The organism is Sunxiuqinia sp. A32 (assembly GCF_052690465.1).
Map to the genome: position 1 here is coordinate 140,108 of NZ_JBQYLI010000007.1, position 11,543 is coordinate 151,650.

12 protein-coding genes are annotated in these 11,543 nt (G+C 36.9%); 9 read left to right on the forward strand and 3 right to left on the reverse strand.

The window, feature by feature from the left end:
* Nucleotides 1–65: 65 nt before the first annotated feature.
* From ACUNWD_RS09330 to ACUNWD_RS09340, 3 genes are all read right to left on the reverse strand, one after another.
* Complete coding sequence (locus ACUNWD_RS09330) at nucleotides 66–446, reverse strand: SRPBCC domain-containing protein (RefSeq protein ID WP_445587528.1); 381 nt, start codon at nucleotides 444–446, stop codon at nucleotides 66–68.
* A gap of 55 nt (nucleotides 447–501) precedes the next feature.
* Nucleotides 502–2,493 (reverse strand): DUF3078 domain-containing protein, encoded by a 1,992-nt coding sequence (locus ACUNWD_RS09335; RefSeq protein ID WP_445587529.1) that lies wholly within the window; start codon nucleotides 2,491–2,493, stop codon nucleotides 502–504.
* Nucleotides 2,494–2,583: 90 nt separating this feature from the next.
* Nucleotides 2,584–3,045, reverse strand: a complete 462-nt coding sequence (locus ACUNWD_RS09340; protein WP_445587530.1) for a CYTH domain-containing protein — start codon at nucleotides 3,043–3,045, stop codon at nucleotides 2,584–2,586.
* Between the two features lie 326 nt (nucleotides 3,046–3,371).
* Here ACUNWD_RS09340 and ACUNWD_RS09345 point away from each other — a divergent pair, with 326 nt between their 5' ends.
* From ACUNWD_RS09345 to ACUNWD_RS09385, 9 genes are all read left to right on the forward strand, one after another.
* Nucleotides 3,372–3,836 (forward strand): NADH-quinone oxidoreductase subunit NuoE family protein, encoded by a 465-nt coding sequence (locus ACUNWD_RS09345; RefSeq protein WP_445587531.1) that lies wholly within the window; start codon nucleotides 3,372–3,374, stop codon nucleotides 3,834–3,836.
* 14 nt (nucleotides 3,837–3,850) lie between these two features.
* Nucleotides 3,851–5,038: an NADH-ubiquinone oxidoreductase-F iron-sulfur binding region domain-containing protein gene (locus tag ACUNWD_RS09350; RefSeq protein ID WP_445587532.1), complete on the forward strand. Its 1,188-nt coding sequence runs from the start codon at nucleotides 3,851–3,853 to the stop codon at nucleotides 5,036–5,038.
* A 19-nt stretch (nucleotides 5,039–5,057) separates the two neighbouring features.
* Nucleotides 5,058–6,848 (forward strand): NADH-dependent [FeFe] hydrogenase, group A6, encoded by a 1,791-nt coding sequence (locus ACUNWD_RS09355; RefSeq protein ID WP_445587533.1) that lies wholly within the window; start codon nucleotides 5,058–5,060, stop codon nucleotides 6,846–6,848.
* Nucleotides 6,849–6,972: 124 nt separating this feature from the next.
* Nucleotides 6,973–8,274 (forward strand): serine hydrolase domain-containing protein, encoded by a 1,302-nt coding sequence (locus ACUNWD_RS09360; RefSeq protein WP_445587534.1) that lies wholly within the window; start codon nucleotides 6,973–6,975, stop codon nucleotides 8,272–8,274.
* Nucleotides 8,275–8,349: 75 nt separating this feature from the next.
* Entirely contained in the window at nucleotides 8,350–8,829 is a 480-nt protein-coding gene (locus ACUNWD_RS09365; RefSeq protein ID WP_445587535.1) for a methylated-DNA--[protein]-cysteine S-methyltransferase, read from the forward strand.
* Nucleotides 8,830–8,997: 168 nt separating this feature from the next.
* A complete protein-coding gene (locus ACUNWD_RS09370) occupies nucleotides 8,998–9,399 on the forward strand; it encodes a hypothetical protein (RefSeq protein ID WP_445587536.1) in 402 nt (133 codons plus the stop codon).
* An 82-nt stretch (nucleotides 9,400–9,481) separates the two neighbouring features.
* On the forward strand, nucleotides 9,482–10,084 hold the full coding sequence (locus ACUNWD_RS09375) for a DUF2490 domain-containing protein (RefSeq protein ID WP_445587537.1): 603 nt from the start codon (nucleotides 9,482–9,484) through the stop codon (nucleotides 10,082–10,084).
* Between the two features lie 3 nt (nucleotides 10,085–10,087).
* A complete protein-coding gene (locus tag ACUNWD_RS09380; protein WP_445587538.1) occupies nucleotides 10,088–10,900 on the forward strand; it encodes a polyphosphate polymerase domain-containing protein in 813 nt (270 codons plus the stop codon).
* Nucleotides 10,863–11,540 (forward strand): DUF4956 domain-containing protein, encoded by a 678-nt coding sequence (locus tag ACUNWD_RS09385; RefSeq protein ID WP_445587539.1) that lies wholly within the window; start codon nucleotides 10,863–10,865, stop codon nucleotides 11,538–11,540. The genes ACUNWD_RS09380 and ACUNWD_RS09385 overlap by 38 nt, the downstream gene beginning before the upstream one ends.
* Nucleotides 11,541–11,543 lie beyond the last annotated feature (3 nt).

Genomic DNA, 11,543 nt, shown 5'->3' on the forward strand with positions numbered 1-11,543 from the left:
AAGTTGATCAACTTAAAAGTAAATCAACTCTTAACGATAATAAAACAACTGCTTAAATAATTGATCTATTCCTCAAATAACTGGTTCAGGGCATCGAAGTAATCCTCTGTCCAGCCTTCCACAATATTGTCATAGGCTTCATTGGGAATATTGGTATGCTTTACCTCCATGCTTGTTCCATTTTTGTCTTCATGAAACTTAATGGTGACAATAGATGGTTCATCTTGCTCTCCAAAATACCATTCCTGCACAATCTTATGGTCTTTGACAAATTCAAGGTTTTTACCACAAATACTGCCGTCCCAAAGCGAAAATTCTGTGCCTGCTTTTTCTTCCATCACAGCGGCTTCACCAGTCCATATCTCCAACATCACCTTATTGGTTAATGCATTGTAAACATCTTTGGGTTCAGCTGCAATTTTGAAGTATTTTTTAAAGTCTTTCATGCCTTTCAATTTTCGACGAATGTATAAATAAATTCTCAAGAACCTACAGCTACTTTCAATTTACCAACCTACGACGATAAACCCTTTTATTCAGTTTGTACGAAAATCCAACAGAAATAAATTCTTTTACCTGCCACTTAGGTTCCTTTCCGACTTCAACCTGCGCTCCATCAATCTCACGATATATAGGAAATTTCACATTATCATCGTACAACAAATGAAGCATAACGCGCATGTTAATAAAATCATTTAATCGCATCACGAAGTTATTTTCCCAACTGATATCAAATTTAGAAAAAGGTTCGCTATAATTTATGAACATCTTGTATTTCAACTCATAAGACATATCTTTATCAATGTCTTTTTTCCATCTTATGTCGGCATTTAAACCCGGCTCCCAATAACGCTTCTTATCTTTATCAATCCCAAATTTTGTCTGGTCAATTTTCACAGTATCCCTTACATAAACGGTTTTGGATGTAAAAGGTGACAAGAACAGAGAGAAATTTTTATTCGGTTTATAGTCCAAACCAAACTTCATCAACGTTCTGCTTGGCGCTAAAAAACCCGAGATTGGATTATCCCGATTAGGATAATTATACCCATTGAACAATTGAGTCTCAAAATCAAGCTCAGCACTGTAGTACCATTTTTTAAATGCGCTGATACCAAACCTGGAAATAATCTCAAATTTATCGTCGTTCTTTTGTATTTTATCTCCGCCAGGCTTTAACCATCCGTTTCTTAGTTCCGCGTTGTTCTCCCACTTAATTTTTTTCTCCGAATAATTAGCAAATCCTTTAAGCACCATTAAAGTTGACAATGCACTCTTACCTCCTTTTTTCCAATTATTCAAATATGTTTGGGTAAAACCAACGGTACCATCTCCCCCTAAAGTCCAGGGAGTAATAACATTGTATTTTTTCTCGACCTTCCGTAGATTACTCTCATGCATCAACTCATCGAATTTAAAGCCCTTTGATTGCTGCTGTGAGAAGCGGTTAAAAGTAACACCATCATCAATCAATATCTGAATAGCATTTTTGTCAATATTTCTCAGTCGAATCCCCAGCGAATCATTTTGTTCATTTTTAATATACATCCGCTTCGAATACGGATCATTTTTCCTCAACCAAATTTGTGTTATATCACGTTCACTATTTTGAACCCATAGCAACGTAGAATCATTTTCCGCGTGTGATGTCAATACATCCAAATACTGAAAAATTGTATCATTCACAGCTTTCACCACAGAATCATTATATGCAATAAGCTTTTGATTATTTGAATTTTTAATCTCATCCCTAAGTTTCTGTTGTTCTCTTTTTGACAATTCGAGGACAACCTGCTCCCTGTAATCAGATGAAATAGAATCAATATAATGTTGAAGCAAATTGTTATTATATTCTAACCTTGCGTTTTCCAAAATAACCCGCTTAAGGCTGTCCATCCTCTGAATCCTTCTAAAATCGGCAGGGCTCATCAATGTGGAATCAGGAATGGCTTCAAATGATTGAATGCTATCTGGCAAAATAACACGTGAATCTCTAAGCAGTAAATCGGCTTCATCCCTTTTCAATAATGGGACTTTCTCAGTCAAATTCTCCATCAATTGCTCGGGCACTGGAATTTCCTCACGAACAACAGTATTTCGAACTTCCCTATCAATTCTTTTTAATTGTTCTATAAGCTGTGAGTTAGAAACATATCCTTCTATTTGCAAACTATCTGAAATCAAGTTATACGGGCGATAAAAAAGCTGATTCGCGGGTTCTACCGTGAACTCTGACACTTTATGAAGTATAGTATCTATCTTTTCATCTTCCACAAAATGGATCAGTCCGCGTAAGGTTTTTGCCAACTCTTCATTTTGAGGTTTCCATCCGTCTTTTCCCGATAAAAAATAGTTCAAATAATCAACACTTACTTTTACAGAGTCAATATTTGAAACTTTTTTCTTTTTTTGAAGTGGCACCGAAAAAGAAGATTGAGAAACCAGTATCGAAAAAATTAATAACAGTCCAGTAACAATATGTTTATACCGCATACTTAAAAGGTTTATTTGGCTATTGGGTAAAACGCAATTTCATAAATAATCTTGTCTGCACTTTACAAAAATTAAGCCATTGAATACTTTTTACCAGACCGAAAATGGAAATTTGGCAAGTCGCGAATTATAATACCGCTGATCGCCAGTCACTTCTTTAAGTATCCAATTTGGCAAAGAAATTTGATCCGCTTCATTTAATAATTCAATCTCTGCAACAATTAAGCCTTCGTTTACCCCATGAAAAAAATCAACTTCCCATTTTCGCCCTTCATCAATTATGATATTTCTAATTTTTTCTACCGGAGGAAAAACTGACAATTTTAGCATTTCTTTAGCATCATCAATTGGTATCTCATATTCAAACTCAGGCCTAGAGATACCAGTAACTTTCCCTTTAATCGTGAGATATGCTTTATCATCTGAAATTCGAATTCGAATGGTCCTCTCTTTATCATCACTCAAATACCCTTGTACCATTTCGATTTTCTCAGCTGGTTCAGGCAATAAGTGCTCTTTCACCAGAAATTTCCGTTCTATTTCAACCGCCATTTTATCTATGATTTTTGCTTCAACAAAAATAACAGACTAAATGGGATATAATTGGATAGACAAATAAATATTTCATCTTTATTTTGATTTAGTCTTATTTACAATAGGCCAATTATGTTGGAAAACACCCGTACTTTTCCCTTTTCTGATAATTGCTTGTAGTTTATCAAAATACACTTCTTTATTTTTATATAGAAATAAACATATGTTCTCCCTTGGTCTGAAGGGGATTAATAAATAAAACACTCGATCCTGCCTTTAATTAGGCGTTTTACAAGTAAAATTACCTATATCTCAATTTAAAAAAAACACAATAATCTCATCTTATGAATCCCGCACAGGATCTAATCAAGTCCCTGGCCGAGAAACACGGTCGGAACAGAGAAAACCTGCTCCCTGTTTTACAGGGCGTTGTTGAAAAAGAAAAGTATTTAACCGAGTATTTAATGATTGAAATTGCCAGGGAAATGAACTTACCCGCCGCAGAAGTGTACGGCACAGCAACCTTCTATTCGTTTCTGGAGCATAAAAAAATGGGGGAATACATCGTTCGAATTTGCAAGACAATTACTTGTTCAATGAAAGGTAAGAATCAGGTCTTATTAGCTATTCAGGATATGCTAAAAATTGGCGTTGGTGAAACAACTGCCGATGGAAAGTTTTCACTATTGGAAACCAACTGTCTCGGCTGGTGCCATAAAGCTCCGGCCATGTTAATCAACGATGATGTTCACACGGATCTCACTCCAGAGACAGTTCGTGAAATACTTAGCAAATACATGAAAAAATAACAAATACAAATACTATGGTTGCTGCAACATATCAACTCAAACGAGCCGATTTCATCTTTAGAAATGACAACGACTGGGAACAAATTCTATTCAAAACACTAAAGCGCAAACCTCAGGAATTAGTAAATGAACTAATGAGCTCTGAATTAAAAGGTCGCGGTGGAGCTGGATTCCCAACAGGCTTAAAATGGAAATTAACTTCAGAAGAAGAATCAAAAGTAAAATACGTAATCTGCAACGCAGATGAAGGAGAACCAGGCACTTTTAAAGATCGCGAAATTCTTACTAAAGTTCCATATAAAGTTCTTACTTCAATGGCGGCATGCGCGCATGTAATTGGTTCTTCACATGGATATATCTATCTGCGTGGCGAATATAAATTCTTAGTTGCCGATCTCGAGAAAGCTATTAAGGAATTTGAGTACTACTGCAAACAAATCAACTTCAAATTCAAAATTGATATTTTTCTGGGAAGTGGGGCTTACATCTGTGGAGAAGAAACTGCACTATTTGAATCCATGGAAGGGAAACGTGGTGAACCTCGAAACAAGCCACCGTACCCGACTTCAATTGGTTACATGGGACAACCAACAGTTGTAAACAACGTTGAAACACTTGCCCATACTTTTACGATATTTAAATATGGAGCCAAAAAATTTTATGACCTTGGAGTACAATACTCGAGGGGATCAAAATTATTTTCCGTTTCAGGAGACACGCCAAAGCCCGGTATTTACGAGTTAGAATTGGGTATGAGCCTTCAGGATTTCGTTGATGAATTTGGTGATGGAGATACAAAAGCTGTGCAAGTTGGTGGCGCTTCCGGATTTCTGGTACCTAGAAAACGATTTGGAGAAACAACCATCGGATTCCAGGGCAAACTTACCGGAATTTCGCTTCCTACCGGAGGATCAATGATGCTTTATAATAGCTCACGCTCCATGTTTAATGTGTTAGACAATTACCTCGATTTTTTCAGAGAAGAAAGCTGTGGGCAATGCACTCCATGCAGAGTTGGATGCCAACAATTACTGAGAGGGATAAAAGCAGTGAAAAGAGGGGAAAAACCAGCTGCATATCTCAACAAATTGTTGAAGCTTTCGGAAACCATGCACATGACCGCGAAGTGTGGATTGGGTCAATCAATCGCTAATTCATTCTCATCAATTGTTGAAAATTTCCGCGAAGAAATGATTTACTAATTCAAATTCAAGAACCAATATGGCTACAAATATAAATATCTCCATAAACGGGGCATCAGTCGAAATAAAGAAAGGTGAAACGATCCTTGATGCTGCAAATCAAGCTGGAATTAACGTACCCACTTTATGCTATCACAAAGATTTATGTGTGGCGGGTAATTGTCGGGTTTGCGTGGTTGAAGTAATTGGGCAAAAAAGGCTTGCGGCAGCTTGCGCTACTCCTTGCGAAGAAGGAATGGAAATCCTCACAAATAGTTTAAAAGTAAGAAACTCAAGAAAGCATATCATTGAATTGCTACTTTCTGAGCATGATTCGGACTGTACCAGGTGTTATAAAAACGGGAACTGCGAATTACAAAAATTGGCATCTGAGTACAAAATCATGACTCAGGATTTCATCCGATTGGCTCCGGAAAAGAAATACACCATTGACATGTTTTCACCTTCTATTGTAAAAGATGACAGCAAGTGTATTCGCTGTCAGCGTTGCGTTAGAACGTGCGAAGAACTGCAAGGTGTAAATGCCCTAACAGTTGCTTACAAAGGAGATGAAATGAAAATTTCAACCTTCTTCGAGAAACCGATGAGTGAAGTTGTATGTACCAACTGCGGACAATGTGTAAATCATTGCCCAACCGGAGCGCTTGTTGAAAAGAATTATATCGAGGAAGTTTGGGATGCAATCTCCAATCCCAAAAAGCATGTTGTTGTTCAAACTGCTCCAGCCGTTAGAGTTGGACTTGGTGAAGAATTAGGAATTCCCATTGGAACAAGTGTAACCGGTAAGATGGTCGCCGCTTTAAAGCGTTTGGGGTTTGACTCGGTTTTAGACACCGATTTCACCGCCGACTTAACAATCATTGAGGAAGGTACAGAACTTTTAAATCGATTAAAAAAAGCACTGGTGGATAAAGATGAAACGATCAAACTCCCCATGGCAACATCTTGTTCGCCTGGCTGGATAAAATACATTGAACACATGTTTCCTGAATATTTAGGCAATCTTTCAACTTGTAAGTCTCCCCAACAAATGTTTGGTGCCCTGGCAAAAACCTACTATGCAAAAGCCCGAAAAATCGATCCGGAATCGATTGTTTCTGTATCAATCATGCCATGTACTGCCAAAAAATTTGAAGCCAATCGTCCGGAAATGCACGACAGCGGTTTCCGTGATGTTGATTATGTACTAACCACGCGCGAACTGGCTATCATGATTAAACAAGCCGGTATAGATTTCCTTAAGTTACCTGAAACAAATTACGATCGTTTGATGGGAGAATCAACTGGTGCAGCTGTGATTTTCGGGGCAACCGGAGGAGTCATGGAAGCAGCACTGCGTACTGCCTACGAGCTAGTTACCGGACGTGAAGTACCATTTAAAAACCTCGACATCAACCCAGTGAGAGGAATGGATGGTGTGCGTGAAGCCGCTGTTAAAATTGAATCACCACTGGAGGAATGGTCATTTTTAGATGGCATTGAATTGAAATGCGCTGTTGCCCATGGATTAGTCAACGCAAAGAAAGTTATGGATGCTGTGAAATCAGGAAAAAGTGATTATCACTTCATCGAAGTAATGGCTTGCCCCGGCGGATGTCTCGGAGGTGGAGGCCAACCAATCCCAACGAATCCGGAAATTCGAAAAAAGAGAGCCGAAGCAATTTATGCTGAAGATGCCGGAATGCCGATGAGGAAATCTCACGAGAATCCGGAAATAGTTAAAATTTATGAAGATTTCTTAGGTGAACCTTTGGGTGAAAAATCTCATCACCTACTCCACACGAAATATGTGACGCGAGAACGGTTCTGAAGGAGTTAATCCTGAAAGCTGCCTGAATTTGCAGGTGGCTTTTTTGTTGCTCCATAAATCAACAACATGCATGAATATCTGGAATTCATTACTTATTTTTGAGAAAACCAAAAAAAACTAATACATGAAAAATCTCCTGCTGATCCTATCAGTTGTTTTCTTTTTAACGGCCTGCAATTGTGAAACAAATGAAATTTCCACGCTTGTACAAACAACACCTGAAGAAGCTGGTTTCTCTGCAAACCGCTTGGCAATGGCTGATTCTTTAATTCAAAACTACATGCAAGAAGAATGGCTCCCCGGTGGAGTTTTTCTTGTCGCACATAAAGGGAAAATAGCCTATTATAAAAATTTCGGCTATCGGTCAACTTCAAAAGACAGTCTGTATCAAAAAGATGATATTTTCAGAATTGCATCAATGAGTAAAGCAATAACAACGGTGGGGATCATGCAATTGTACGAGCAGGGGAAACTTCAACTGGATGATCCGGTTTTCAAATTCATCCCTGCTTTTAAAAACTCAGCTGTTTTAGATTCTTTCAATCTGAAAGATTCTAGCTACACGACAATTCCAGCAAAAAAGCCAATTACAATCCGTCAATTGCTAACACACACTTCTGGAATTATTTATGGGGACTTTTCAAATGGAAACATGAGAGCTGTTTATGCAAAACATGACATGCTTGGTGTTGGGCTTTCCCGCGACACATGGACAACTGAAGAATTTATCAATCGACTGGCAAAAGTACCACTGGCATTCCAACCCGGCGACCGGTTTCATTATGGATTGAATGTTGATGTTTTAGGGCGAGTGATTGAAGTAATTTCAGGCAAGGGGCTGGCTGAATATTTTAGTGAACACATCTTTAATCCTCTCGGCATGAAAGATACCTACTTCTATTTGCCACAAGAAAAACAGTATCGATTAATTCCAGTGTATTCTCAAGATGAAAAAGGTTTAAAAATGCCGGAAGGCGACCAATCCAGCTATTTTGAGTATCCAAAAAATGAAGATGCCGGATATTATGCAGGAGGAGGTGGATTATCTTCTACTGCAATGGACTATGCCATTTTTATAGCAACACTGGCCAATAATGGTAAAATGAACGGCTATCAGTTATTAGGTCGAAAAACGATCGAATTAATGACAACCGATCAATTAACTGTTCAAAATAAAAATGGCAAAGGAATAAGTCACATCCCTGGTAATACTTTTTGCCTCGGATTTGGATTATTAACAGATGAAGCTGCTGGATTAAATTCAAAATCACCTGGGACTTACGAATGGGGAGGATATTTCAGTACGAAATTTTTCATTGATCCCGAAGAAGAACTGATTTTTGTTGGAATGACTCAAGTATTGCCTTTTATTCACGGAGAATTCTACGATCAATTAACATCAATTATCTATGGGGCTATTGAATAAAAAAATCATAAATAAGTCGACGTTTTTGCCGACTTATTTATTTTAACTCATCAAAAGCATTAATTTAGTCCATTAATGATCGAAGTTTTTTCATACCATTCTCCAATCGGTTATTTGAATGTTGAGATAAAGGACAATCATATTTCAAAAGTCTCATTTTCAGAAACCCCTCTAAATAATGACTCAGATTCATCACTAAAAGAAAGAATCTTTCTGCAATTGGATGAATATTTTGATGGCGATAGGCAACAGTTTGAACTTCCCCTTGCTCCTGAAGGTACAGAGTTTCAAAAAAATGTTTGGGAAAAATTAGAAAAAATACCGTATGATAGCACAACAATGTACCTTGACCTTGCGATAAGCCTGGGTGATAAAAAGAAGATCCGAGCAGTTGGTGGCGCAAACTCGAAAAATCCTATCGCAGTTATTATTCCTTGTCACCGGGTAATTGGTGCAAATAATAAATTAATTGGTTATGCTGGTGGCCTATGGAGAAAGAAATGGCTATTGGAACATGAGTTAAAACATAATCCCATTAAAAGAACTTTGTTCTGAAATCTCTCTAATTAAAACATAGTGATAATAAAAGTCGGAATGTGTTGGCAATTCATCCATCATTTCACCGAAAATATTGCTATTCCACAAACAACCAGACAATTACAAAACTTCATTTGTGTTAACATTATTTTTATATTTGGGTGATTATAATTTAATGTTAAAAATATGCGGAAGTTCGTCTTCTTTTTGGTTTCACTGGTGATGATTCTTTTCACAACTTCTTGTGAAAAGGAAGAAGGTGAAGGCGGAAATTCAACCATTATGGGTCGGGTGTTAGTGAAAAACTACAACAGTGATTTCACCATTAAGCTAGGAGAATATTATGCTCCAAATGTTGATGTATATATCATCTATGGAAATGATAGTATCTATTCTGATAAATTTGACACCAGCCTAGATGGGTGGTTTCGATTCGAATATCTAAATAAAGGTACCTATACCGTTTATGCCCTTTCTGCTGATTCGACCCGACAATCGCCATCCGGAGAAATTGCCGTTAAAAAAACCATTGAGATAACGGATAACAATTCAACGGTGATTGTGGACGACCTGGTAATATTCGATTAACTTGAAAAAGCAAATACGATCATACAGGCTATTGCTTTGTGCCTTATTGTTTTTTGTAGTCAGTACAAAATGCCTGGCACAAATGGAAGATTTTGGATTGTGGACTGGTATGGAAATTGAAAAAAAGATAAACAAACGATTTGATACCGAGATTGAATTTGGAAATCGTTTAAGAAATAACCTCAATCAACGTGATGAATCGTTTATGGGATTAGCGCTTACCTGGTCCAAAAAAGACTTATCGTTTTCAACCAGCTATCGTATTTCAAACGAAAATGACGAGGACCGCTACAATGTTGCTCATCGTCTTGCGCTGCAAGGACAATATGAAATAGAGATAGATCGATTTAGCATTGGTTATCGAGCGAGGGTGCAATCTCAATACAAAAATATTAACAGCTCAAAAGATGGCCATATCCCAGAGTCATATCTAAGAAATCGTTTTAAAGTTGATTATAATATTAAAGGCCTTCCTCTAAAACCAGCATTAAGCTGCGAATTCTTTTACCGGATTAATAAGTATGCTGTAAAACAATTTGAAAGAAGGCGTTATATTCTTGGCTTGGGGTATAAAATAAATAAGGATAACCAGGTAGGTGTTTCATATATCTTGCATGAAACATTCAACAAAAATAATCCTTCAAAACAACATATAATTGGAATTGATTACAAATTGGAGATCTAATTAATGATTAAAGAAACGGAACATATAGAATTACTACTTGAGGAAATGAATTCGATTCTACAGAACTGTTCAACAATTCCGCTTCAGGAGCTAAATGGCGAATCTCATATGTCACGTTTCGATAATAAGTACATTTTTTGTTCCTCAATATTGCCAGATATATTAACAGCATGTAACGACCATTACAATGTTCTTGACGTTGATGGCAACCGACTACTCAACTATCAATCTGACTATTACGACCTTCCAAGCTTTGGAATGTATTTAGATCACCACAACGGGAAACGAAATCGCTATAAAATCAGGTTTAGAGAATACCTGGAGTCAGGAGATAAATACCTCGAAATAAAACACAAAAACAACAAAGGTATTACGACAAAAAAAAGGATTGCAACTGAAAATCTGGATATTTCAAGTGATAAATCAAACGAATTTATACAGGAACTAACACCTTATACATCCGAAATTCTTATTGAATCATTAAAGACAAAATACAGGCGTTTGACCTTGATAAACAAGCATGTTGAAAAAAGAATCACCATTGATTGTGCGCTAGAATTTACATATAGAGATCAAAGTTTATCTTTACCAGGGATCGCAATTGCTGAGATTAAAAATCTGGATAGAAACCCCACCTCCCGCTTTAACCGTATTTTAGATTCGTATGGAGTTAAAAAAAGTGGTTTTAGCAAGTATGCAGTAGGAATGGCCTTACTAAACAACCAACTAAAAAAGAACCGTTTTAAAGAAAAACTAATTAAGATACAAAACTTTCAAAATGAATTTACTAACCATTATACCACTGAACATGCTTAATAGTATAAACTTTGATTTTACCGGAATAGTTGATTTGCTATTACGCTTTTCATTCAACTTAGCAGTTGCCGTCATCATTGTAAGATATATCTACTACAAAAAGAATAAACGTAAAGATTACCTATTCACCTACCTTCTAATCAACACGATGGTTTTTTTACTTACGTATTTACTATCTGATGTTGAACTGAAATTAGGTTTTGCTTTTGGATTATTTGCCTTGTTTGGCATTTTAAGGTACCGCACCAATCCAGTGCAAATAAAGGAGATGACATACTTATTTGTGCTCATTGGCATTGCGGTAACAAATTCAATATCTATCGACTACCTGCCCTACATGATTGTAGTAATCAGCAACATACTGATAATCGTGATCCTTTGGATACTAGAGTTTGCCTTATTGCTTTCTCATGAATCCTCTAAACGAATTTTGTACGAGAAAATTGATCTCATCAAAGAAAATAACCGTGAAGCATTAATTCAGGATTTAAAGGAACGAACTGGCATTAATATTCATAGGGTGGATATCGTTTCCATTAATTTCTTGCGAGATACCGCCAGAGTAATTATATATTATTACGAGAAGAACAGAATTTTCAATGTGGAGGACATGCCATATGAAGATGATGGAGATAATTAAATT

Bases quoted from the DNA above. Each gene is read 5' to 3' on its own strand.
- ACUNWD_RS09370 (WP_445587536.1), top strand. From the start codon at position 8,998: ATGCGGAAGTTCGTCTTCTTTTTGGTTTCACTGGTGATGATTCTTTTC.
- ACUNWD_RS09340 (WP_445587530.1), bottom strand. From the start codon at position 3,045: ATGGCGGTTGAAATAGAACGGAAATTTCTGGTGAAAGAGCACTTATTG.
- ACUNWD_RS09350 (WP_445587532.1), top strand. From the start codon at position 3,851: ATGGTTGCTGCAACATATCAACTCAAACGAGCCGATTTCATCTTTAGA.
- ACUNWD_RS09355 (WP_445587533.1), top strand. From the start codon at position 5,058: ATGGCTACAAATATAAATATCTCCATAAACGGGGCATCAGTCGAAATA.
- ACUNWD_RS09335 (WP_445587529.1), bottom strand. From the start codon at position 2,493: ATGCGGTATAAACATATTGTTACTGGACTGTTATTAATTTTTTCGATA.
- ACUNWD_RS09360 (WP_445587534.1), top strand. From the start codon at position 6,973: ATGAAAAATCTCCTGCTGATCCTATCAGTTGTTTTCTTTTTAACGGCC.
- ACUNWD_RS09375 (WP_445587537.1), top strand. From the start codon at position 9,482: ATGGAAGATTTTGGATTGTGGACTGGTATGGAAATTGAAAAAAAGATA.
- ACUNWD_RS09380 (WP_445587538.1), top strand. From the start codon at position 10,088: ATGATTAAAGAAACGGAACATATAGAATTACTACTTGAGGAAATGAAT.
- ACUNWD_RS09345 (WP_445587531.1), top strand. From the start codon at position 3,372: ATGAATCCCGCACAGGATCTAATCAAGTCCCTGGCCGAGAAACACGGT.
- ACUNWD_RS09330 (WP_445587528.1), bottom strand. From the start codon at position 446: ATGAAAGACTTTAAAAAATACTTCAAAATTGCAGCTGAACCCAAAGAT.
- ACUNWD_RS09365 (WP_445587535.1), top strand. From the start codon at position 8,350: ATGATCGAAGTTTTTTCATACCATTCTCCAATCGGTTATTTGAATGTT.
- ACUNWD_RS09385 (WP_445587539.1), top strand. From the start codon at position 10,863: ATGAATTTACTAACCATTATACCACTGAACATGCTTAATAGTATAAAC.